The following is a 22,672-nucleotide window of genomic DNA, read 5'->3' on the forward strand; positions in this document are numbered from 1 at the left end:
ACTACCAATCACTTAAACACTCCACTTTTCAAGTCTGTATGCACTGTCCCAAAACATAAATTCCAGCTGGCATGCTTTTTCATATGCCCCATGCATAGCCTCTTCCAAAGCGGTTGTGGCCACTGCATCGCAGAAGGCGATCGCTTTCTTTACCAGTTCGCCAAAGGCTTCTCCCGCATACGTATCTATCCAGTTACGATAAGGATGATCTGCACCTGTTTGTTGTGCATAGATGTAATCACCTACTCTTTTGTAAATCCAGAAACAAGGCAGTACTGCCGCCATGCCAACTTCTACCGAAGCCAATGCACAGGTACTCAATAAAAAGTTGTTATAATGATGGCAGGAAGGAGAAGCAGTCGTCTTTTCTGTAATGTCGTATTCTTTGAAATAAGCGGCATGCAAAGCGTTTTCTACTACAATAGCACCTTCTGCAAAACGGGTGTATTGCAATACCTGTTCTACTGTATATGCTCTTGCCGCTATCAAGGACAGTGCACGCCCGAACTGTTCGAGGTACAGTGCATCCTGCGCAATGTAAAACTTAAATTTTTCTATGGGCAATGTACCATCTATCAGTTCTTTTATAAATGGCATCTCAATAATCTCATCATAAATATGGGCAGTACGCTGCCAGGCCCTTTCACTCCAACTCATGTGTAATTTGTTTTTCAGGTGCAAAAAAATGATTCACAGGGCCATGGCCCTTCCCCGTTTGTACATGTTGCCCTGCGGCAATGGCGGTATGTATATATTGACTGGCCTTATCAATGGCTGTCACCAACTTTTCTCCACGACCCAGATAAGCTGCGATAGCAGAAGATAAGGTACACCCGGTGCCATGTGTATTTGCAGTATCTATGTGCTGACTGGATATGATATGCACAATATTTCCCTGATCTTTATAAACATCAAACAATTCTTTACCTGCCAGATGACCACCTTTTACCAACACGGCTTTACAACCTGTTTGTAAAATACGATCTGCTGCCTGTTGCATATCAGCAAGGTTCTGCAAAGGCATGTCTGCCAGGATAGCCGCTTCATCCAGGTTGGGTGTAACCAATGATACCAAAGGGAATAATTTCTCTTTCAGTATTGAAATGGTGGCTGATTCTATCAGCCGGTCTCCACTGGTTGCCACCATGACCGGATCGAGTACTACGGGTACATTGGGATATAATACCAACGTTTCGGCAAGCGCTAATGCTAACGCAGGTGAATGTATCATCCCTATTTTTATTGCAGCAGGTTGTATATCATCCATCACGGCACGTATCTGGCCTGTCACAATTTCGGGGGGAATACTATGGATCCCCGTTACACCCAATGTATTTTGTACCGTGATCGCTGTGATCGCGGATGTTCCAAAGCAACCCAATGCAGCAAAGGTTTTGAGGTCAGCCTGTATGCCTGCCCCTCCCCCACTGTCAGAACCTGCGATGGTCAACACAGGTACATATTTATATTTTGTCATAGTGCTTTTTCTATTTGAAGACGAATGGCGGCAGCTGCTTTTTCAGGATCAGGTGCCCCGCAAATAGCAGATACAATGGCCAGACAATCTGCTCCTGCTTTAATCACATCTGCAGCATTGCCTTCGTGAATAGCGCCAATCGCTACCAGTAGTTTATCTGTGAGTGCACGGATATGCCTGATCCCTTCCAGTTTCCATTCTGTAACGGTATCCGTTTTGGTTGGTGTTGCAAAAATGGGACTTAGTGCGAGGTAATCCGAAGCCACCGCATCGGCTGTATAGATCTGTTTTTCATATTCTATAGAATACCCTAAAATCCCGCAGGAAGGCCATTGAGCCATGATAGTCAATGGCGCCAGATCACTGTTACCAACATGTATACCTGTAGCACCACATTGTTGTGCCACCCATAAGTTGTCGTTGATGATCAAGGGTACCCTGTGAGGAATGAGCGCTTCTTTGAGACGAAGGGCTCGTTCTAAAAATGCAGGATTATCCAGTTGCTTTTCGCGTAACTGAATTAAATCTACGCCCCCTTTCACAGCTGCTTTCGCCACTGCAACCAGGTCCCTGCCTTTGCAGGCTTCTTCGCTGATAACCAGGTATAATCTGCGATTAAACATTAGATTCCTCTATTTTAATCAGTGAAGCCACTACCTCATCTGTCAGTTGATATAACTGGTCCAGTATATGTACCTGCATACTACCCGGCCCGGCAGATACCTTAGCCGCTTTTTCACCTGCTATACCCAGGAGCGCCATGGCTGAAACGGTTGCACAAAATGGATCTTTGGGATTAACTGCTGCAAAAGCGCCAATCAGGGCAGTAGCTGTACACCCCATACCTGTCACCTTTGCCATCAATGGGTGTCCGTTTGATAATAATATCGTGGTGTCTTTGCCAACAATGATATCCACGGCACCAGATACACAAACTACACTGCCAAACTCCTGTTGCAGAAAACGAGCTGCTTCTACAGCGGCAGTGCTTTCCTGTGTGCTATCCACGCCTTTGGTGGTGCCGGCATTCTTACGGGCAAGGGCCATGATTTCAGACGCATTGCCACGGATAATGGTAGGCTTCAGTTCCAGTAATTGTTTTAATACTTCATCTCTGTAGGGGGTTGCACCTGCTCCTACAGGGTCCAGTATCCATGGTTTACTCAGGGTATTCGCCTGACCGATAGCAAGTTCCATACTCTTTACCCAGTATTCATCGAGGGTACCGATGTTGATGACGAGTGCTCCTACAATCCTGACCATGTCCACCATTTCCGAATGAGCATGGGCCATAATGGGAGATGCACCTACTGCCAGCAATGCATTGGCAGTATTATTCATGACTACATAATTTGTGATACTGTGAACCAGCGGGGATTGTTGCCGAACAGCCAGGATCTGTTCCCTGATAAACTCCTTCATAATGCCATATAAATTTTAAGTATAATGGCCAGGAGTACGCATGCGCTAAGCTGCTGCTTTTCCCTACGCCGGTACTAGCCGGATCAGGTTCGAAGAGTAATTCTCAGTCCCAGTGAAGGAACACCCCTAAAGCCTGCTCAAATTTAGCAAACAACGGGAGAAAATGACATAATTATTTTTTATACTTGTGTCTATGCGGTTAATTGTATCAATGGCGGCCATCGCCTGCCTTTTCCACGGAAGTGTTTCTGCCCAAACATCAGACCTTCTACGTTATGTTCAGCCACTTTCTGGCACAGCAGCCAGCACTACGGCTTCTTCCCGGAAACATGGCAGCGGCACTGAATCTTATGCCAATACCATTCCGGCAGTTGGACTGCCTTTTGGTATGACGCAATGGACTCCACAAACAAATACGACCGAAAACAAATGTTTTCCGCCATATACTTACAGAGACAGCCTGTTGACCGGGTTTAGAGGTACACACTGGCTGAGTGGATCCTGTACCCAGGATTATGGTAGTTTCACCATTATGCCTATCACCGGGCACTTTACAACTAACTATGCAACACCGTTTTCCCACGACAAGGAAATCAGTACCCCTGCTTATTACAAATTAACCCTACCTGCTGTTAGTACGGAGATCACAGCCACTTTAAGATGTAGCATGATCCAGTTCACTATGGAAAAGACGGATAGTCTGTACCTGTTGCTGACAGCAAATAGTGACCGGCAGGAAGGTATTGTGAAGATTAACGCATACAGACATGAGATTACAGGTTACAATCCTGTGCATCGTATTTACCAGGGATGGGGAGAACCGGCAGGTTTTTGTGGCTTCTTTGTGATGCAGATAGAGACAGTGACTACCATAGATAAATCTGGCTATGCGGCTTATTACCTGCAAAAAGGTGAACAGGTAAGGGTACGTATTGGAACCTCTTTTACCAGTATTGATAATGCCCGTAAAAACCTGGAAGCTGAAATACCCGATTGGGATTTTGCTGCCTTGAAAGCGAAGAATGAAGCTGTCTGGAACAAAGCACTGAGCCAGATACAGGTGGAAACAACCAGGGAAAAAGACAAACGTATTTTCTATACGGCGTTATACCATGCTATGCAGCACCCAAGGTTGTTCAATGATGTAGATGGCAAGTATCCGCGATTTGCAGGAGATTATCAGAATGAGCGTGTCAGCAAAGGGAATTATTATGATGATTTCTCTATGTGGGATATTTACAGGGCGCAATTACCCTTGTTTGAAATATTACAGCCAACCCTGGTGAATGACTTTGTCAACTCTTTAGTGTTGAAAGGACAGCAAGGTGGATGGCTACCTATATTTCCCTGCTGGAATAGTTATACAGCTGCAATGATCGGGGACCACGCTACGGCTTTTATTGCTTCTGCTTTCAATAAAGGGATCAGGGATTATGATGTGAATGCAGCTTATGAACTGATGCGGAAGAACGCTTTTGAAATGAGCAAAGGCGATGATTACTTAAATGGGAAAGGCAGAAGAGCACTGGATAGTTATATAAAGTATGGATATATTCCGATGGAAGATAGTGTACCCATTGCATTTCATAAGAAGGAACAGGTGAGCCGTACACTGGAATATGCGTATGATGATTATGCATTGTCTACAGTGGCGATAGCTTTGGGCAAAACAGCAGATTATGAAATATTGACTAAGCGTGCGCAGAATTATAATAATGTCATTGATCCGAAGGTAGGCATGGCAAGAGGTAAGTATGCAGATGGTAGCTGGTATAGTCCATTCAATGCTGATAAGAAGGAACCTTATATTACTGAAGGAACACCCAGACAGTACACATTCTACGTTCCACAGGATGTAACTGGACTGGCTAAAATAATAAACCTGAAAGCTTCACTGGATAGTTTGTTTGGAAAGAATGAATACTGGCATGGGAATGAGCCGGGGCACCAGATCCCTTTTATGTACAACTTCACTACTGCACCTGAGAAGACTAGTAAAACCGTACATAAAATTCTGGCAGAAGAATATTCTGACGGACCGGGTGGTCTGAGTGGGAATGACGATGCAGGACAGATGTCTGCCTGGTACCTGTTTGCTGCGATGGGTTTTTACCCTGTAGATCCGGTAAGTAACAACTATGAATTGTCTGTACCTATTTTTGATAAGGTCACTATTTTATTGCCTGATAATAAAAAATTCCAGTTGAAAGCTGTTCAGAGAGGCGGCAGGAAGAGTATGCTTTATAATGGAAAAGAACTGAAAGGACATGCGATTACATATGAACAAATAATGCAGGGTGGCGAATTGGTTTTCTTTTTTTAAAAAGCAAAACCAATGAGTTAGGTGATTACGTAAACTTATTATGCCAGGCATTTTTGAGTCTGGCATAATTATGGATTTTCTTCCAGTACGTATTTTTTTGAATCACCTAAAACCATATCAACATGAATGCACGTTTCAAATTCCTGCTAACGGCAGGCGCTATGTTCTTTAGCTATGCAGGTTTCTCCCAGGTAAATTTAGGTGTTACATCTGCTACCAGCAGTTCTGTAGCTGCTAAGACCAATGCAGCTGTTGTCAATAAAACGACCAGCAAAGTAGCAAATGCAACCCAATCGACTGTGAGCAAAACCACGACAGCTACCAGTAATACAGCGGCGAATACGACTGCTGCTGTGCAACGCGCGAAAGGTACGACTGGCGTAAGTGTTACTTCAAACACAACTACGGCAGCAACAGGTACAAATGTAGCTACTACTTCTGCTACAACTGCAAATGCAAATGTAGATACAAAGGCAGCGACCAGTGAGGTGAAGAGTACTGCAAATAAAGCAGCGACTACAACAAAGACAGCGGCGACTAACACGGCTAATGATGTAAAGGCAGCAACTACTACCACTGCCGCCAACGTGAAGTCTACTGCCACCGCTGCTAAACCGTCTGCCAGCGCAAGCGCCAACGTATCCGGTCATGTAAATGCCAACAATTAATCTCGCACCCCTTTAGTAACCATCATTTATTAAATCATGATTGCCCGCATACAATTCCTTTTGCTGGCTGGTATTGCCATGCCCTTACTCCTGCGTGCACAGGACTCAACACAAACGACTAAGACAGACACACGCAGGAATGTATTTACCGCTGACCTGGATTTCCAGTCAAGGATCTCCTATTACGGTCGCACCGACAGTCTAAAAAGTAGTCTGCTCAACCCCAGCATCGGCTACCAGCTGAAAATGGGATTGTATGCGAAGGCAAGCATGATCTTCATTAACAACCCGGTCAATACACTGGATTATACTGCGACTATCCTGGAAGGTGGTTATCGATTTGGTCAAAACAAAAAAGTATCCGGCAATATCTTTTACAATCAATACCTGTATGAAAAAGATACCCGCCTCATTCAATCTGTTGTAAAATCACAAACTGGTTTTAATGTTGCTTACGAAACAAAGGTGATCACTTTCAACATCAATGGCAACCTGAAGTTCAGCAACAAAACAGACGTAGGTGCAGCCGCAGGATTAGATCATCTCTTCCTGATCCGCCTTCCCAAAAAACACGCTGCGATTGGTATTAATCCATCCGCATACGCTTACTTCGGCACACAGAATTTCAGCAATACTTATTACGAACAAAAGAAGCTTTTTAACCTCATTCCTACCCAACCGGAAGCCGTTACTAAAAGCAGTGAACAATTCAATGTACTCTCGTATGAATTCTCATTGCCCGTTGTATTTGTCTACAAGAAATTCAACTGTTCTTTATCGGGTAGTTATGTGCTGCCACAGCACCTGATCACGGGGGTTGAAACAGGTTATAATATGTTCTATATCTCTGCCGGAATAGGCCTGCGCATATAAGCTTACAACCCCAGTTGTTTCAGAAAATTGTCTTTGTAATTGCTGCCTATAGGGATCTCTGTGGTATTGATAAATGCCCGGTTACCCTCTATATGTGTAATGCTGCCCTTGTTGATGATAAATGAACGATGTACCCTGATGAATAAATGAGCAGGTAATAACTCTTCAAAACCAGAGAAGGTAATAGTAGGGAGAATGGTACGTTGCTTAGTGACTACCTTGGTATAATTACCACTGGCCTCTGCATAGTAAATATCTTCGTACAGTATTTTATAGATCTTTCCATCTGCCTTGATAAAGATGAAGTTTTCCTTTTTGCTGGCGGTGAATTCAGGTTCTGTTAATTTCTCCAATGCCTTATCCACTGCTATAATGAACCTTTCCAATGAAAAAGGTTTTAACAGGTAATCTGTAGCCGCCAGGTCAAAGGCTTCTACTGCATACTCTTTGTAAGCAGTGGTAAAGATCACCTGTGGCTGGTACTTGAGTGTTTTTAAAAATGCCAGTCCATTCAGCACCGGCATGTTGATATCGAGAAATATAAGTTCGATGTCTTCCTGTTGTGCAATAACTTTTGCTTCCAGCGCATTGCCGCAGGAGGCGATGATGTTCAACATCGGGAAGTGACTACAATACGTTTGTATTATCTGCCTCGCTATTGGCTCATCGTCTACTATCAGACAATTGATCTTTCTCATGATTCTTAATTTTTAGCTGCAACTGTACCGTGAAATATTTATCTCCATCATCTATGTTCAGGTCATACTGATTGGGATACAGTAAAGATAAGCGCTTTCTTACATTTTCCAGTCCCAGGCCACCACTGTGTTCTGGTACTTCTCCTTTGGAGTTTTTTACGGAGAAGAGGATGCTATCACTCCAACGCCTGATCATGATTTCGATATAGATCTTGTCATTGGTGGTATTTTTAGAATGCTTAAAAGCATTTTCTATAAATACGATCAGGAGCATCGGTGCGATCATATCACTTGTATCGTCAAAAGGCTCTATTACCGTGTTCAGGTGCAGGCGCTCTCCTACCCTGATCTTCTCAAACTCCATGTAGTTGTTGATGTATGTCAGCTCATCTTTTAAAGGTACAAACATTTCCTTGGCATCGTATACGGAGTATCGCAGCAGGTCGGACAATTGCAACAGCAGTGCCGGTACTTTGTCCGGTGCTGTAATAGAAAGACCATACATATTATTGAGGGTATTGAATAGAAAATGCGGGCTTAACTGTGATTGCAGATTTTGCAGCTCACTCTGGCTGTTGGCCGCCAGGATCTGCGCCTCATGTAAGTGTGCGAAGATCCGGGTACGGAATAGTTTGATGAGCATGCCCAGGGTCAGGCTCATGATCAGGAACGACATAGGGAACAGGAAATCGTGGAAGAAATCCTGCCGCTGAAGGGCCTTTCCTATAAAGAGACAAGTAAAACAGCTGGATAATAAAAATATAATGGAAAGAATAATAAGGGAAAAGTATGATACCTCCCTTTTTTCATTAATGAATAAGAAAGATAAAAACCGTCCTGTATATACTGCCCCCAGAAAGCCTACGGTCAATGCAAAGGCAATCTCCTCATCGTCCATGACGGTAATGGTATGTACAAATTGTCTTATCAGAATAAACAACACCACCCCTGAACTCACGGCGGCTATAAGATGTATCCTCAAATTTCCCACTGTTTTCATATCGATTGTATTTCTGGGTACAAATATGAGTAACAACCCCCATTTTGCAACCTAATAATGATGAACCTGTGAAAATGACTGACGAACCTTGAAAATAAGGTTTTCGTCACGGATATGGCCAGTTACATCACTAAAATTTCGCTTCCCCCTGCTGCTGGCCAATCTTTGCTAAAAATAACACAGCAATGAAACCCATAATCGCCATCTTTATCAGCCTATTTTCTATTATCCAGGCATCTGCACAGGATACCACCAAACCTAAACAGGTACAGCTTAAGAGTATAGAAGTCACTGGCAAAAAACCATTGCTGGAACAAAGTATTGACAGAACTGTCGTGAATGTAGATGCGATGATCAGTGCCGCCAGCAGCAACACACTGGAAGTGCTGAATAAAACACCGGGGGTGACTGTAGATCATAATGGTACCATCCAACTAAATGGAAAAGGAGTATTGGTATTGATCAATGGCAGAGCCACCTATATGTCTGGCCAGGATCTGGCGAACTACCTGAAAGGATTACCCGGTAGCACCCTCGATAAGATAGAACTGATGGATGCGCCACCAGCTAAATATGATGCAGGTGGGGGTGCTGTGATCAATTTAAGATTGAAGAAAAACACCATTCTTGGGCTGACAGGCAATGTTTCGCTCAGTACCAGTCAGGGTATTTATAACAGATCCAACAATTCTTTGAATATCAACTACAATTATAAAAAGATGAACTGGTTTGCCAGTTTCAGTTATAACAAAGATGCAGCGTATGATGATGATAAAACAAACAGGGATTACTTTGCAGATAGCCTGAGTGTTTATTTGCATACACATGTAAAAGGCAGGTCCAATACCAAGGGGATCAGGCTGGGTATGGATTATAATTTAAATGCAAAAAATGTAATCGGGTTTGAAGTAAATGCACAGCAAAGACCCAGTATTTATACCAGGGGATATACCAGTGATGCTAACAATGATAGCATCAGCAAAGGATTTACTTATAGTGATGCCAACTGGAAGAACTTTAGCGGCAACCTGAACTTCCTGCATAGATTCAATAATAAAGGACACGAACTTTCTGCCGATGCCAGTTATATTTCTTATAACAATCACGATGAACAAAACCTGAATAATGACGATGATTTCTTCCATTATCGGTTATGGTCTGATATGCAGATCTTCGCGGTGAAGGCTGATTATGTACATCCTATTGGTATTGAAGCAGGCGCAAAATCCAGTTTTGTTAAAAACGATTATGACTCCAGGTATTATAATGAGAAATGGGTGCAGGTGGATAGTAATTCCAATCATTTTATTTATGATGAGAATATCAATGCAGCATATATCAGTGCAAAGAAGAAATGGAAACGCTGGGGTGCACAGGCTGGTTTGCGTGTAGAGAATACAAACATTACAGGCAGACAACCAGGGAATTCCGCGTATGCAACATCTGTGTTTAAGCGGAATTATACACAGGCATTTCCGACTGTGTTCCTGAGTTACAAATTAGATAGCGCAGGTAATCAAACACTGACCTGGAACATAGGCAGAAGAGTGAACAGACCGAATTACCAACAATTAAATCCCTTTGTGGCTTTTGCGAATAGTTATACTTATGAAACGGGTAATCCTAATCTGCGCCCACAGACGAATTACAGGACTGAGTTAAAGTACCAGTATAAACAATGGCTGGGATTAGGTTTGCAATACAACTGGTTTAGGGATATCATCTTTACGATGAGTGACGTGGTGGATAATATTTACATTACCAAACCCGATAATGTGGCGAAGGGATATATTGCCATGCTACTTGTCAATCTGAATTTACACCCTGCGAAATGGTGGGACATGAATGCAAATATAATGGCGGGAAAAATGCAGCTGCATGGAGAAGCATTCTCCACAGCGCTAAATTCAGGTACTTATTCCGTGAGGGTACGATTGTATAACCAGTTTGATCTGACACATGGATGGAGTGCGGAAGCAAGTGGCGATTATTCAGGTAAGAATATCAATGGACAGGAAGTCATCAATCCCCGGTATATTATATATGCAGCTGTGCAGAAGAAACTGTGGCACAACAAGGCAACATTGAAACTGAATATGGATGATATTTTCCGTTCATCAGGACAGAACGATCATTCAGCCGGGGTGAAGGATAGTTATTATACACATAGAGGCCTGTATGATTCTCAGAAAGTAGGAATAGCTTTTACATATCGCTTTGGTAAAGATACCTTTGCGCGGAAGCGGAATCACAGTGATAATACGGCTGATCAGGAACAGGAAAGGGCGAAGTGATGAAAAGTTGAAGATACTGGTATATTATAAGAGGAAGAAAACGACATTTATAGAATAAAATTCCAACAAAAAATCCTTTTGCTGAAGGCAAAAGGATTTTTTGTTGGCGGCGTGGCCTGCAGCCGGCTGGAAAGAACTGGAAAGAGCCTGAAAGAAAAGCCTGCAACCAGCTTAAAAACAAAAATTATGGATGTTGTGCGTAAGCAATAATAGAAGCCTTACCCAGCATTGTCATATTTAAATTGAACCCTACATACGCCGCAGTAGCGCCCTTATCTAACGTTAACGGTGCTTTCAAAGCATATACTGTGATCAGGTACATATGTGGCAAACCCGGCGTAGGTGCAGGACCACCATAACCTGGCTGACCGAAATCGGTTACTCCCTGAATAGCTCCTGCAGGCAATAATTGCTTCGCAGCATTACCGGCACCCGCTTTTATTTCCTTTACATCTGCAGGAATATTGTACAACACCCAATGCCAGAAACCACTACCGGTTGGAGCATCAAAATCATACATAGTTACAGCAAAAGCTTTGGTACCAGCAGGGGCATTTTCCCATGATAGTGCCGGTGATTGGTTTTCACCGGTATACCCCATAATACTATTATATTGTTTGTTGGAGAACTGACCACCCAGGTCACTACTTTTCAAGGTAAAGGTCTGTGCATGTACGTTGATAGCGAAGATGGCTATCATTCCTAATAAGGCGCTTAATTTCTTCATAGTTCCTCGTATTTTGTTTGTGATACAAAAGTACGACGCGCCATAGGAGCGGGTTTACAGCTAACAGGTCAAAAGCTATTGTAAAACGGTCAATTTCTGTTGCTGGTATTCACTGGGGGTGAGACCGAATACCTGTTTGAAGGATTGGGTGAAGCTTGAATGGTTTTCGTACCCTACTTTATGATATACATCACTGGGTTTTTCACGGTTGTTTAATAATAAGGTCGCCGCTATTTCCATCCTTTTTTGTAAATACCATTTACTGGGCGCTACACCATAGATCTTTGCAAAACGACGCTTAAAAGTAGAGGTGCTCATATTGCAGAGGAAAGCCAGTTCATCGACGGTGATATTGTTTTCGATATGTGCTTCTACCGCCTGCCGGAAGTCATGCTCGTCTTTGTTGGCAGTACGGAGACTCATTACCTGTTGAGGGTACTTGTCCAGCATATACAACATCAGCTCTTCGAACTTGAGTACCCGCATCGCTCTTGAAATGGGTTTGCCGGTAGCCAGCATCAGCTCCAGGGAGTGTAGGAAATTCTGTAAAAAAGGATCCAGCCGGAAGGTAACAAAAGGTTGTTCCGCTATGCTCATAGCCTGTTCAACATGAACCTGGGGTGGGCCGGGGTATTTGATAAAGAAATCTGAGAGGATCTTATTATCGAAGAAAAACAGGATACTCTTGTAAATGCCATTTTCAGGGGCATTTTTTTCGCTCATCATACAATTGCCACAAGATAACAGGATGAACTGAGATGGGTCAATCCGGGCGCTCTTTTCTGCATAAAACGTTGTTTTTACGCCAGCCAGCAGGAAACTAAACAGGTTGGTGTTCATGGTGATCTTATTCTTCACCAGATTTGCTGAAGACTGATAACCGATGATGTGCACATTGTCATTTTCCTGTACCAGATCCATTGGCAGATTGAACGTATCCATGTGACAAAGATAGGAACCTATCAGAATTATGATACTATTATCAATAATTTAAACAAGGACAAACAGGTCCTATACACTACTTAAATAAGTACAATTTTGTTTAAGTAAATGTTACAAAATAAAAAGTCAACTTAATTTTCTAATTTCCAAACGGACACTACCTAAACTAAACCATTATCCATTTACGCTAATGCTATTTAACTCCATAGAGTTTGCAATATTTCTTCCAATAGTATTTTTTCTTTATTGGTTCGTAGGAAAAGGAAATACTAAAGTACAAAATATTATAATATTAGTTTCCAGCCTCTTCTTCTATGGATGCTGGGATTACCGTTTCCTTTTCTTATTATCGTTTTCGATCTTACTGGACTTTTACAGTGGTATCAAAATTAGTGAAGCAGCTACTCCCCGGTCGAAAAAGCTATGGTTGATTACAAGTATTACCATCAACCTGGGATTTTTACTCTTCTTCAAATATTATAATTTCTTTGTGCTGTCCTTCGCTGATCTGCTCACCAACTTTGGTTTGCAGGCAAACGTCTGGACACTTAAAATCATCCTTCCGGTAGGGATCTCATTCTATACTTTTCATGGCCTCTCGTATGTAATTGATATATACAAAGGTAGAAGTGAACCAACCCGGAACCTTATTGACTACTCTGTATTTGTTAGCTTCTTTCCTTTACTGGTGGCTGGTCCTATTGAACGTGCTTCCCATTTATTACCACAGGTTCAGCATCCCAGACACTTTTCATCCGAAAGAGCCAGCGACGGTTTAAGACAAATTCTCTGGGGGCTTTTCAAGAAGATTGTGATTGCAGACGTCAGCGCGATGTACGCCAATGAAATTTTTTCATCCAATGCGCACCTCCATGCAAGCACATTGGTGCTAGGTGCTGTCCTTTTTGCCTTCCAGATATATGGAGATTTCTCCGGTTATTCAGACATTGCATTAGGAACAGCCCGGTTGTTAGGTTTTGAACTGTTAAGAAACTTCTCCTATCCATACTTTTCGAGAGATATCGCTGAATTTTGGAGAAGATGGCACATATCATTGTCTTCCTGGTTTAAAGATTATGTATACATTCCGCTTGGAGGTAGCCGGGGAGGAAAGCTGAACGCAGTTCGCAATACCTTTATTATATTTTTGCTGAGCGGGTTCTGGCATGGGGCCAACTGGACCTTTATATTCTGGGGTGGATTAAATGCGATCTATTTTTTACCCCTGTTGCTTTTTAACAGGAACAGAAATAACATAGAAATCGCCGCTAAAGGAAAAGTATTACCCTCATTCAGAGAACTGGTCGCTATTCTCATCACCTTTGCGCAGGTGACCTTTGCATGGATCTTTTTCAGAGCAGAGAGTCTCCGTTATGCATTTAACTACATAAAAGGGATATTTAGCCGATCCCTGTTTAGCACACCAGAAGTTTTTCCTAAAACACAGTTAGTGCTGATAGCCTTATTCCTGGTCATTGAATGGTTGGGGAGGGAACAACCATATGCTATTGCAGGTATTAATTTACAATGGTCCAGACCTGTACGGTGGTCGTTTTACTTCATGATCATTTTTACTATCGCCATCTTTAAAGGTTCTCCTCAACAGTTCATTTATTTCCAGTTTTAGTATGAAAAAGTTTATTGCCAGATTTATATTATTCTCAGCAATCGTTGCATTGTTAATAGCTGCTCTAAGCGCAAATTATGCAAGGTCAGCAGAAGGTAATTTTGTAAGTGCGATCCGGTTCAAACATGAAAGACTGAACAGTTTTAAAGGCCCAAGGGTCATATTTGCCGGTGGATCCAATGTTGCCTATGGGATAGACAGCAGGGAAATTGAAGATTCTATCAAATTACCAGTTACAAATCTTGCAATCCATGCCGGATTGGGGTTAGACTTTATGCTTTCTGAACTGAAGCACAGTGCGCGAAGAGGAGACTTCATTTTTCTTTCTCCGGAATATTATCTGGATGAAGGTCGTTATAAGTTGGATGAAGAAGCGGCTGACAGTTATCCCGAGGCTAAGAAATACCTTAGAACCCTTGCTATCAAAGATTTTCCGACCTTTACTGATAACATCATTGAACAGTTAAAGACCAACAAGGATTACTTATTTGATAAGATCTCTAAAAAATTATTTGGCGCTAAAAAAGAGACAACGATCGCCTCCATTACTTCATTTAATGAATATGGTGATGTTGTTGCACACCTGAATCGTCCGGCACCTGCTACCATTAAGGACAAAAAAGCATTTGTATATAAATATTGGGATGGTATTCAAAAAATAAACGAATTGGCTCAATATGCCAGTGAAAATGGCATACATCTTTATTTCGTGTTTCCAACTTATTCCAGGAACGCTTATAATATCAATAAAGCCGTCATTAAAAAGTACCAGAACGACCTGGTGCAAAATCTGAAGGTGAAAGTCATCAACTCTCCGGAAGATTTTGTTTATGATGACAGTGAATATTATGACACGGTATATCACCTGAGAAAAAATGCCAGAGAGTGGCGGACACAGAAGCTGATATCTATTATCAAGCCATATACAACGCTGTAATAGCAGCGATATTCTGGTAGTATCAATTTTCTTTAAAAAATCACCCGAATCACCTGTGCAGTTGCCTACGGCAATTGCACAGGTGATTCGGCAAGGGCCTGCGGCCGGCCAGACTAAATCCAAAATGATACACTACTGCTATTTCCTGTATTGATAAAAGATTCCTTTGTCAAAAGGCGTCCAGAGACAGGCACGTTGACCACAGGCTTTGAGGCCGCTGTTCGCCCAGGTATTGCAGGTATGGAACAGGCTGTAACTTCCTTTAGCTTCGTAGAATGCATCAGTGCGGCCATAGTTCGCATTCGTAACAATGTTCATAATCTGCCCCTTGTCATCTCTCCTGAAACTTTGCTGGATGTAGGCAACCAGTCTTGCGTATCTGGCGCTGTCAATGCTGGTGCGGATACAATCTTTTCCTTCACGCAGACTTTTGTAAAAGGTAGCATGAATGGCAGCGGTGCTTAGCCCGGTAGCGGCTTTGAAGGCCGTACTGAACTTCAGGTCTGCCCAGGTAGGCGTTTCGAGGTAAAAGCCTTTATCTCCCCAGCCAAAAGCGATCCATTCAGCAGTGGTGTCTTTGCCAATGGTATTGGCGAAGAGTACACTTTTGCTCCAGTCGATCTGTTCGTTTCTGACAGGGATGACAAGGTCAGTATGTACACCGTTTGTGAGGATGTACATCGGTATATTGTTATGCTCTGATGGCTCGGCTGCAACCGTGATGCGGGAAAGCCCCCAGGCCGATAAGAGATAGATGCAAACGAGTACAATAGGTGTAAGGATCGTAAATAATGCTATTCTCAGTACTTTCTTTATCATAATTTGGAGTTGTCTTCCAATATTTTCCTCTCTTTTTTGGTGAGACTGCGGAGGCCATTTCTATGGATCTTTTCCAGTAGACCATCTATTTCCTGTTCTCTTATTACCTTGGCAGAGTTGTACCTATCCTCGATGGTGAGGTCACCTTTGTGATGACGTTTGAAATACAGGTTATCCACCAGCAGCAGGTGCGGATGCCTGATAACCATGTAGATAAAAAATATGCCCGGCAGGAGTATTAATAATATAGTACCGTAATTATATATTACTGCCAGTGGCTGGAACAACAAGGCGGTGAGCATGCCGACCATGGCGCCGCCAAGGTGTGCATCGTGCCCGATATTGTCACGCTGGGAACGAATACCGTAGATGGAATACAATACGTAGCAAATGCCAAAGAGCCAGCCAGGTACATGAAAAGGAAGGAATAACAATCCTATGTGTACGCCGGGTTCAATGGCGATGGAGGCGAAGATGATGCCGCTGACAGCACCAGAGGCACCAATGGCGGTATAATCGCCGTGGTGACGGTGGAGGAAGAGCGAAAGTAGATTCCCTCCTATCAGACTGGCTAAATATATGGTAAGGTATGCCTCATTGCTGAGAAAGTATTCTAAACTGGTACTGAAGAAAAATAAGGCCAGCATGTTCAGGAAAAGATGCGTTTTATTGGCGTGGAGGAAACCAGCGCTGATAATACGGTCGTATTGTCTGTAAAGAAGGATGCCGTCTACATCGAAGGCGTAGCGGGCAAAGAAGGAAGGGTCCCTGAATCCTTTGAACGAGACGATGATATTAACAATGATAATTAACAAACAGGTAAGTCCGATTGTCCCCATTTTTGCGGTATTGAGATAATGATAAAATTACGAAATTTTCGGGAAAAGACACGGATGCCACAGGCAACAACGTCTTTTTCCGGTGGGAGCCCTGCGGCCGGCCGTCGAAGAGGTTTATGTTTGCTAGGGCCGAAGAGGTTCATGTTTGCTACAGCCGAGGAGGTTTATGCTTGCTACCGCCGGGGAGGTTTATGCTTGCTACAGCCGAAGAGGTTTATGTTTGCTACCGCCGGAGAAGTTTATGCTTGCTACAGCCGAAGAGGTCTATGCTTGCTACCGCCGGGGAGGTTTATATTTGCTACAGCCGAAGAGGTCTATGTTTGCTTCGGTTGGCGAAGAATTATTTTTGTATTATTAACCTAAATTTACCGCCATGATAACTACCCAACCACAACCAGGAGAATTCGTTGATTATCAAATGAATTATATTAAACAGGTGGGCGATGCACCTGTACAGCAGGTAATACTTGAACTGAAAGACAAGGGATATGAGTTTTATACCAGTATTCCAGAGGAAAAAGGCGCCTATGCCTATGCACCGGGCAAGTGGAACGTGAAGGAAGTTTTAGGCCACATTATCGATACGGAAAGGATCTTTGGCTACCGCCTGCTGGCATTTATCAGGGGAGAAAAACAAGGATTACCCGGGTTTGAGCAGGATGATTATGTCGCACTGTCTGATGCAAATGCAAGAACAATAAAGGACCTTGCAGAAGAAATGAAAGCGGTGAGAACAGCGAATTATTTCATTGTGAGAAATCTCACTGAAGAACAGGGAGCAATAAAAGGCACCTCCGCCGGTAACCCTATTTCAGTAAGAACGATCCTGTATATTATGGCCGGTCATGAACTGCACCATATGCAAATTCTGAAAGAAAGATATTTATAAACAAAAAAGGGCGCATGAATTAAATCAGCGCCCTTTTTTGAAAATAGATTTCATGCCCGTTGGAGAATTCCCGTTTTCATGAATGCTTTATAACTTAAAGAAGATGTTGCGTTTGTATAACCAATAACACAATCCCCATTCTAACCCCAACGTCACAAAAGCTGATAATACTTTTATCGGAACAAAAATAGCCACTACCCCATTCAACCACTGTCCACCCACCGTTTCAAAGAAGAGGTAAATGAAGATCGCATTCATACCTACTACCACTGCTACCCATGTATATTTGCTATGCTCCTTAATATCTATCCACCAATACAGGAATGCTAAGATCAATAATATCCATCCTACTGATGCTAATACAAATCCGGCTGTAGCAATTCTCTTAATGATCGGAGACAGTTCAAACCAGTCTGCTGCAAAGCCCAGTATTAATCCTATTAAACCCGCGACGATTAAAATCATTGTCTTCTGCCCACCCGTGCGGGAGGTGGTTAACAACTTACCAGCCGCCATGCCCCACAAAGTATGTGCTGCCGTCGGAATGATATTGATCGCCACCCAGCCATCTGTATTTATTTTACCCATCAATACCGTATCCATGTATGCACCAAAATTGTGGTACTCTACAAACGGCTGTTCAAAACCCGGTACCAGGATCGTTCTGTACAATACATCATTGAGCATAATTAACAGGAACCCTACGATGATCTGTACCGTGAATGAATTACGGATAAACAAATAAGCAATGATACTCGTAAATGCCAGTTGTGTCAATACATTCCACAACTCCCACACCGGCCTGCCCGCATAAATGCAATGCAAACCTACACCACAGATAAACAACTTCAGACTTCGTATTAATATATGTTTGAAGTTCTGTGCCCAACTTACCCCCTTCCGCAATTTGCTTTCATAAGAAATATACATCGCTGTTCCCGCCATAAACATAAACGCCGGCTGTACCAGGTCCCAGAAATGCAACCCATGCCATGGATGATGAAAAAACTGCGCTATAAAGGCATTCGGCGATACCTCATGCAAACTATCATACACCCTACAGCTCTCTCCTGCCAACAGGATCATGATGATACCCCGCATTACATCAAGTGATAATAAACGTCCGGAAGATTTTATCATATTATTGGATTGTGATCTTATGATTCAGGTTGTTGTAACCAGTCGTAGACTCCCAAACATTTTCATTCGCCAGCCGAATACTATAAGCCGGCATATTGCGCAGCGAATTATAACCATCCGGTAAGTTCAGCAATACTTCATATGTGCCTGCTGTAATACCTGCAGGTAATTTAAAGGACTGTCTTAAAGTTACATCACCCGTCAGCCATTTGCGCACCTCTGTCGTGAATGTCAATGTATCTGTTTTCTTACTCTCTGTATTGCGCAACAACAATTGTACTGGCCGTGGATTGTAAGGTGCTGCATAACCCACATTCTGTAAATGTATGGTAACTGACAGCGAATCGGTAGTAGCTAATTTAGTTGGTAAGATAGCATCTTTCAACAACAGTCTGTATCCCAGTTTACGCTTGATATTATCTAAACATCCACCTGTTTGCCAGTCGTTATTCACATCTGCATTGTAATCAGCATTTAAGAAACTATAATGCATATCACTAAACTCCTGCTCTGCATGTCCTGAAGGTTCACAATCATTCTGCGGACTATAAGCATCGCTACAGGTCTCCCCCCCTACTACCACATACTTACTATCCATTGAGGTGTAATTCCGCATGGCTGTCGTTGCTTCTACCGGTGCGGATGAAGAACTGCCATAATCTGCAAAGGTGCCGTAATCATTTGCACTGGACAGGAAACAGTCATTGTGAAAACCAATCCTTGCCTTGTCGGTGCCTGTCGCAGCTTCATCTGCCGTCATGGCACTGGAAGTCGGTAAAGCACTTACCCCATACACAAATTTCTGCTTTAACTGTGGCAAACGGATCTGCACCATTCTATCTGCAGGCAATGCATCCAGCATCGCTTTCAACACGTCTGATCTATCTGTCCAGTTATTATCCAGCAATTGCTTTTGCCCGTTGGAAGAAGCATCTCCAAAATAATCGGTATAAAAGTTCTCTCCCCACACTCCTATAAAACCTAACTGTACAGTGGCGATCACATCGGCATTTGCCTGTAATATTGGTTTTAACTGGCTGATATGATTCAATACCACACTCTTAGGCGCATCGCCATAAGGGGTACAGATCCAGCTTTCCGGACAACTACCTGCTGTTACACTAATCGTATAAGTAAACCTTGGTATCAGTTTCACACCTGCTGCACGCGCAGTTGCGAAGTCTTTACTAAGATTCGTCAGAAATGTAGCAGGTAATGATTTACCTGTATACCCCGTCATAATAAAATACCGGAACACCAATGTGCTCATCACACTAAAACTACCGCCTGAAGGTGTCGCACCACTCTTGTAAGTAGCCAGCGTAGCAGCATCCAGTGCCGTAAAGTTATCCACAGTCGTCTCAGAATATCTATAAAAACCTCTTTCAGGATTCGGAAAATCTTCAGTACTCGCAGTATAGGTGATTGTCGTACTGTCTTTACCCACAGTATTATCTCCGCCGCTGGTCTTATCACAAGCTACAGCCAACAATATAAATGGGAATAATAAGCGTATCGCCCTCATGAAATTATCTTTAATGTTAAACAAAAAGGGCAGGTCATGCAATGTATTGCCTCCCTGCCCCCTTTTACCAGCTACGGCAAAAATTTATTCAAATGTGACTAAGACAGATGATTGCTTACCACCCGGTAAATCGCCCAGGGTAGCCGACCAATCACTCTTTGTCGCTTCGATACCAATTCTGAAGGCTGTGGTTGCAGCCAGACCTTTGAGTTTGGAACGGGACAACCGCATTTCAAACTTAAAGGTACTCCCATCCTGCGCGGTAGCACCTGTGGTATAAAACTCGGATGCACCTGAAGATGACCATGAAAATGCCTGCTGCGTGGCTCCTGCAAAGTTGAAAGCATCTAACCAACTCCCAAATACTGACCCTTCTAACAATACATCATAACCACCATCCGGGAAGGTACCAGTCAGTAAACCAGTGCCGCTGTTATTATCTGTATCCATGTAGAAGTCGTAAATGTTGCCGGAATTCGCCACTGCATTTACTTCTAAATATATGTATATATAGTTCGCATCATAGTCAAACTTCGCTTTCTTAAAGTAGGTTTCTGATGCAGGCGGTGTAACTACATAGGTAGAAATTGTATCCCAGTCTGACAATGTATTATCATCCAGTTTTACAGGCGATGTCTTAGCTATGTTAATCACTGTTGATCCCTCGCTCACCTTACCTCCCTGTGTATATGCATACAAGGTAGGTACATACTTCCCTTTGCCGGGATACGTGTGCACCGGGCTTGCTTCTGTGGAGGAATCACCATCACCAAAATCCCATTTGTAGGAAGTGGCACCCGTTGTTTGATTGGTAAAGGTAACGTTGTTCCCGTCTACCGCTACTGCATAAAACACATCGGCGGTGGGGGTACTATCATCTTTCTTACAGGCTCCTGCTACTACCAGCAGTATCAGGGCTATCACGATATATTTATTGAAACGCATGATATACGGCTTTAAGTGTTAAGGATTCTGTGTGCACAATGTATTTGTCTGCATCTCATCTATCGGAATATAATAGATGGTTTTGGTATTGTCCCAGTTGATGATCATATTATCATAATTGGTAGGCAATACTGACAGATTGATATCGGATTCTTTCAGACCCGGCAGGTGATACCCCCAGTAAGTACGGTTCAGTGACAACTTATTACGATATACATCAAATGTACGGTGACCTTCGAATGCCAGTTCTATACGTCTTTCTTTCAACACTACATCCAGGATAGTTTTCCCTGTAGGTACAGCAGTATACTGTGCATCTTCCAGACCACGGTTTTTACGGATCGTGTTCACATCATCCAGTGCTGCAGCTGTATTGCCAGCCTTCGCTTCGGCCTCTGCCCTGTTCAGGTACATTTCTGCCAGACGGAACAGAATAGGAGAACTTAAGGTTGGACTATTACCCTGACCGGAGAATTTGGAGATCATGTACATTTCAATACCATTCTTTTTAGAAACATTTCCATCTGCATCTGTGAACGGCACGATGTAATCCCAGCGTACATCTTCAGGATGGTCTGCCATGGTATCTCTCAAAGAAGTGGTGGCAAATTCCTCACCCCAGCCGGATGTACCATCTGTGTAGATCATAGATGCAATAGACGCTTTTTTATAATCGTCATTTGTCGTGAAAGCTACACAGAAAATGGTCTCTGTACTGGAAGTTGCATTTGCAAACATAGAAGGGAATCCTGATGCCGTTTCCAGTGTAAAGCGGCCTGAATTGATCACCTGGTTCGCATAATATGTAGTGCTGTCCGTATTATCTTCGTAGAGGAATACTCTTGACAACAGTGCATATGCCGCTTCTTTGGAAGCATATTGCACACCACGTGATGTATTCATCAGGCTAGCTCCCATTTCTGCATCGGAAATGATCTGTGCATATGTTTCTGCCACCGTTGACCTGGCTTTGGATGACGGTTCACTGGTAGAAGTCCGCAATATCACACCTGCGGAAGATGGATCCTGTGTATATGGTTTTGCATAAAAACGCGCCAGTCCGAGGGTCGCCCATGCACGCAGGAAGTAACATTCTCCAATCATCTGCTTCACCTCATCACTCGGATTGTCGATAGCTGATGCCGCTTCAAGCACGGTATTAGCATCACTAATGATCTTGTAAGACACATACCAGAAAAAACGGCTGTTCGTCTGGGTAGGTGTATGCGCCAGTGAAAAACTATAGTAAAAAGCATCTGTAGTAGTCTGCCCACATACAATGTCATCGCTGGCAAAATCATTCATCTGAAAATACTGGCGCAGGTACATATTGTTATCATCCGAACCACCGGCAAAATCCATGTGGTCCTTGAATAAAGCATAGGCTCCGTTTAGCGCATTTTTCATACCAGTTACAGTACTGGTCAGATCTTCTGTAGTGAGTGCATCACTTGGACTCACATCTTTCAGACAGCTGGCCAGAAAGACGGGTAATGTAAGTATGATAAAGAAAAATCTTGTTCTCAT

At 43.0% G+C, this 22,672-nt stretch carries 21 protein-coding genes and 1 riboswitch; of the genes, 7 read left to right on the forward strand and 14 right to left on the reverse strand.

The annotated features are described in order from the left end of the window. Window positions 1–12: 12 nt before the first annotated feature. From QQL36_RS00485 to thiM, 4 genes are read right to left on the reverse strand one after another with little or no spacing between them, the layout of a single operon-like run. Window positions 13–657 (reverse strand): TenA family protein, encoded by a 645-nt coding sequence (locus QQL36_RS00485; RefSeq protein ID WP_321568559.1) that lies wholly within the window; start codon window positions 655–657, stop codon window positions 13–15. Beyond that, complete coding sequence (thiD, locus tag QQL36_RS00490) at window positions 644–1,477, reverse strand: bifunctional hydroxymethylpyrimidine kinase/phosphomethylpyrimidine kinase (RefSeq protein WP_321568560.1); 834 nt, start codon at window positions 1,475–1,477, stop codon at window positions 644–646. Before thiD ends, QQL36_RS00485 begins: the two co-directional genes overlap by 14 nt. Next, the gene (thiE, locus tag QQL36_RS00495) at window positions 1,474–2,100 is read right to left on the reverse strand and encodes a thiamine phosphate synthase (RefSeq protein ID WP_083725201.1); all 627 of its coding nucleotides are present in this window, start codon (window positions 2,098–2,100) and stop codon (window positions 1,474–1,476) included. The genes thiD and thiE overlap by 4 nt, the downstream gene beginning before the upstream one ends. Further along, window positions 2,093–2,899, reverse strand: coding sequence for a hydroxyethylthiazole kinase (gene thiM / locus QQL36_RS00500; RefSeq protein WP_321568561.1), 807 nt, complete (start codon window positions 2,897–2,899; stop codon window positions 2,093–2,095). Before thiM ends, thiE begins: the two co-directional genes overlap by 8 nt. Window positions 2,900–2,942: 43 nt before the next feature. Then, window positions 2,943–3,037, reverse strand: a riboswitch (TPP riboswitch). Window positions 3,038–3,092: 55 nt separating this feature from the next. Between thiM and QQL36_RS00505 the strand changes: the two genes are divergently transcribed. The 3 genes from QQL36_RS00505 to QQL36_RS00515 all read left to right on the forward strand — a co-directional run bounded on the left by QQL36_RS00505 (window position 3,093) and on the right by QQL36_RS00515 (window position 6,763). Continuing rightward, window positions 3,093–5,222, forward strand: a complete 2,130-nt coding sequence (locus QQL36_RS00505; RefSeq protein WP_321568562.1) for a GH92 family glycosyl hydrolase — start codon at window positions 3,093–3,095, stop codon at window positions 5,220–5,222. Between the two features lie 122 nt (window positions 5,223–5,344). Beyond that, window positions 5,345–5,890, forward strand: coding sequence for a hypothetical protein (locus tag QQL36_RS00510; RefSeq protein WP_321568563.1), 546 nt, complete (start codon window positions 5,345–5,347; stop codon window positions 5,888–5,890). A 36-nt stretch (window positions 5,891–5,926) separates the two neighbouring features. After that, window positions 5,927–6,763 carry a hypothetical protein gene (locus tag QQL36_RS00515; RefSeq protein ID WP_321568564.1) on the forward strand — a complete coding sequence of 279 codons (837 nt, stop codon included), beginning with the start codon at window positions 5,927–5,929 and terminating at the stop codon, window positions 6,761–6,763. 2 nt (window positions 6,764–6,765) lie between these two features. Here the strand turns inward: QQL36_RS00515 and QQL36_RS00520 are convergent, their stop codons facing one another. After that, a complete protein-coding gene (locus tag QQL36_RS00520; RefSeq protein WP_321568565.1) occupies window positions 6,766–7,461 on the reverse strand; it encodes a LytTR family DNA-binding domain-containing protein in 696 nt (231 codons plus the stop codon). Beyond that, window positions 7,427–8,461 carry a sensor histidine kinase gene (locus QQL36_RS00525; protein ID WP_083725193.1) on the reverse strand — a complete coding sequence of 345 codons (1,035 nt, stop codon included), beginning with the start codon at window positions 8,459–8,461 and terminating at the stop codon, window positions 7,427–7,429. Before QQL36_RS00525 ends, QQL36_RS00520 begins: the two co-directional genes overlap by 35 nt. Before the next feature lie 185 nt (window positions 8,462–8,646). On the opposite strand from QQL36_RS00525, the gene QQL36_RS00530 reads away from it, so the two are divergent. After that, window positions 8,647–10,755 carry an outer membrane beta-barrel protein gene (locus tag QQL36_RS00530; protein ID WP_321568566.1) on the forward strand — a complete coding sequence of 703 codons (2,109 nt, stop codon included), beginning with the start codon at window positions 8,647–8,649 and terminating at the stop codon, window positions 10,753–10,755. Between the two features lie 184 nt (window positions 10,756–10,939). Here the strand turns inward: QQL36_RS00530 and QQL36_RS00535 are convergent, their stop codons facing one another. Next, complete coding sequence (locus QQL36_RS00535; protein ID WP_321568567.1) at window positions 10,940–11,482, reverse strand: YbhB/YbcL family Raf kinase inhibitor-like protein; 543 nt, start codon at window positions 11,480–11,482, stop codon at window positions 10,940–10,942. 75 nt (window positions 11,483–11,557) lie between these two features. Continuing rightward, window positions 11,558–12,424, reverse strand: a complete 867-nt coding sequence (locus tag QQL36_RS00540; RefSeq protein ID WP_083725187.1) for a helix-turn-helix domain-containing protein — start codon at window positions 12,422–12,424, stop codon at window positions 11,558–11,560. 427 nt (window positions 12,425–12,851) lie between these two features. Between QQL36_RS00540 and QQL36_RS00545 the strand changes: the two genes are divergently transcribed. Together QQL36_RS00545 and QQL36_RS00550 are read left to right on the forward strand one after the other, a co-directional pair. Continuing rightward, complete coding sequence (locus QQL36_RS00545; protein ID WP_321568568.1) at window positions 12,852–14,051, forward strand: MBOAT family O-acyltransferase; 1,200 nt, start codon at window positions 12,852–12,854, stop codon at window positions 14,049–14,051. A gap of 1 nt (window position 14,052) precedes the next feature. Continuing rightward, the gene (locus QQL36_RS00550; RefSeq protein ID WP_321568569.1) at window positions 14,053–14,988 is read left to right on the forward strand and encodes a hypothetical protein; all 936 of its coding nucleotides are present in this window, start codon (window positions 14,053–14,055) and stop codon (window positions 14,986–14,988) included. 138 nt (window positions 14,989–15,126) lie between these two features. On the opposite strand, the gene QQL36_RS00555 is transcribed toward QQL36_RS00550, so the two are convergent. Then, entirely contained in the window at window positions 15,127–15,807 is a 681-nt protein-coding gene (locus QQL36_RS00555) for a TIGR02117 family protein (protein WP_179091368.1), read from the reverse strand. Then, window positions 15,804–16,646 carry a rhomboid family intramembrane serine protease gene (locus QQL36_RS00560; protein WP_321568570.1) on the reverse strand — a complete coding sequence of 281 codons (843 nt, stop codon included), beginning with the start codon at window positions 16,644–16,646 and terminating at the stop codon, window positions 15,804–15,806. The genes QQL36_RS00555 and QQL36_RS00560 overlap by 4 nt, the downstream gene beginning before the upstream one ends. Before the next feature lie 373 nt (window positions 16,647–17,019). Between QQL36_RS00560 and QQL36_RS00565 the strand changes: the two genes are divergently transcribed. Then, window positions 17,020–17,535: a DinB family protein gene (locus QQL36_RS00565; RefSeq protein ID WP_321568571.1), complete on the forward strand. Its 516-nt coding sequence runs from the start codon at window positions 17,020–17,022 to the stop codon at window positions 17,533–17,535. Between the two features lie 87 nt (window positions 17,536–17,622). Here QQL36_RS00565 and QQL36_RS00570 read toward each other — a convergent pair whose 3' ends face one another. From QQL36_RS00570 to QQL36_RS00585, 4 genes are all read right to left on the reverse strand, one after another. Then, entirely contained in the window at window positions 17,623–18,675 is a 1,053-nt protein-coding gene (locus QQL36_RS00570; protein ID WP_321568572.1) for a DUF5009 domain-containing protein, read from the reverse strand. A gap of 1 nt (window position 18,676) precedes the next feature. After that, complete coding sequence (locus tag QQL36_RS00575) at window positions 18,677–20,200, reverse strand: DUF4832 domain-containing protein (protein ID WP_321568573.1); 1,524 nt, start codon at window positions 20,198–20,200, stop codon at window positions 18,677–18,679. 84 nt (window positions 20,201–20,284) lie between these two features. Beyond that, on the reverse strand, window positions 20,285–21,145 hold the full coding sequence (locus QQL36_RS00580) for a PKD domain-containing protein (RefSeq protein ID WP_083730173.1): 861 nt from the start codon (window positions 21,143–21,145) through the stop codon (window positions 20,285–20,287). Between the two features lie 18 nt (window positions 21,146–21,163). Next, window positions 21,164–22,672 carry a RagB/SusD family nutrient uptake outer membrane protein gene (locus QQL36_RS00585; RefSeq protein WP_083730174.1) on the reverse strand — a complete coding sequence of 503 codons (1,509 nt, stop codon included), beginning with the start codon at window positions 22,670–22,672 and terminating at the stop codon, window positions 21,164–21,166.

Origin of the sequence: Chitinophaga sp. LS1, assembly GCF_034274695.1 — a bacterium.
Lineage (GTDB): Bacteria > Bacteroidota > Bacteroidia > Chitinophagales > Chitinophagaceae > Chitinophaga.

Excerpts from the sequence above, each read along its gene's own strand:
- QQL36_RS00550 (WP_321568569.1), top strand. The coding sequence starts at position 14,053 with ATGAAAAAGTTTATTGCCAGATTTATATTATTCTCAGCAATCGTTGCA.
- thiE (WP_083725201.1), bottom strand. The coding sequence starts at position 2,100 with ATGTTTAATCGCAGATTATACCTGGTTATCAGCGAAGAAGCCTGCAAA.
- QQL36_RS00560 (WP_321568570.1), bottom strand. The coding sequence starts at position 16,646 with ATGGGGACAATCGGACTTACCTGTTTGTTAATTATCATTGTTAATATC.
- QQL36_RS00540 (WP_083725187.1), bottom strand. The coding sequence starts at position 12,424 with ATGGATACGTTCAATCTGCCAATGGATCTGGTACAGGAAAATGACAAT.
- QQL36_RS00505 (WP_321568562.1), top strand. The coding sequence starts at position 3,093 with ATGCGGTTAATTGTATCAATGGCGGCCATCGCCTGCCTTTTCCACGGA.
- QQL36_RS00580 (WP_083730173.1), bottom strand. The coding sequence starts at position 21,145 with ATGCGTTTCAATAAATATATCGTGATAGCCCTGATACTGCTGGTAGTA.
- QQL36_RS00575 (WP_321568573.1), bottom strand. The coding sequence starts at position 20,200 with ATGAGGGCGATACGCTTATTATTCCCATTTATATTGTTGGCTGTAGCT.
- QQL36_RS00555 (WP_179091368.1), bottom strand. The coding sequence starts at position 15,807 with ATGATAAAGAAAGTACTGAGAATAGCATTATTTACGATCCTTACACCT.
- thiD (WP_321568560.1), bottom strand. The coding sequence starts at position 1,477 with ATGACAAAATATAAATATGTACCTGTGTTGACCATCGCAGGTTCTGAC.
- QQL36_RS00520 (WP_321568565.1), bottom strand. The coding sequence starts at position 7,461 with ATGAGAAAGATCAATTGTCTGATAGTAGACGATGAGCCAATAGCGAGG.
- QQL36_RS00530 (WP_321568566.1), top strand. The coding sequence starts at position 8,647 with ATGAAACCCATAATCGCCATCTTTATCAGCCTATTTTCTATTATCCAG.
- QQL36_RS00585 (WP_083730174.1), bottom strand. The coding sequence starts at position 22,672 with ATGAGAACAAGATTTTTCTTTATCATACTTACATTACCCGTCTTTCTG.
- QQL36_RS00510 (WP_321568563.1), top strand. The coding sequence starts at position 5,345 with ATGAATGCACGTTTCAAATTCCTGCTAACGGCAGGCGCTATGTTCTTT.
- QQL36_RS00525 (WP_083725193.1), bottom strand. The coding sequence starts at position 8,461 with ATGAAAACAGTGGGAAATTTGAGGATACATCTTATAGCCGCCGTGAGT.
- QQL36_RS00565 (WP_321568571.1), top strand. The coding sequence starts at position 17,020 with ATGATAACTACCCAACCACAACCAGGAGAATTCGTTGATTATCAAATG.
- QQL36_RS00485 (WP_321568559.1), bottom strand. The coding sequence starts at position 657 with ATGAGTTGGAGTGAAAGGGCCTGGCAGCGTACTGCCCATATTTATGAT.
- QQL36_RS00515 (WP_321568564.1), top strand. The coding sequence starts at position 5,927 with ATGATTGCCCGCATACAATTCCTTTTGCTGGCTGGTATTGCCATGCCC.
- QQL36_RS00535 (WP_321568567.1), bottom strand. The coding sequence starts at position 11,482 with ATGAAGAAATTAAGCGCCTTATTAGGAATGATAGCCATCTTCGCTATC.
- QQL36_RS00570 (WP_321568572.1), bottom strand. The coding sequence starts at position 18,675 with ATGATAAAATCTTCCGGACGTTTATTATCACTTGATGTAATGCGGGGT.
- thiM (WP_321568561.1), bottom strand. The coding sequence starts at position 2,899 with ATGAAGGAGTTTATCAGGGAACAGATCCTGGCTGTTCGGCAACAATCC.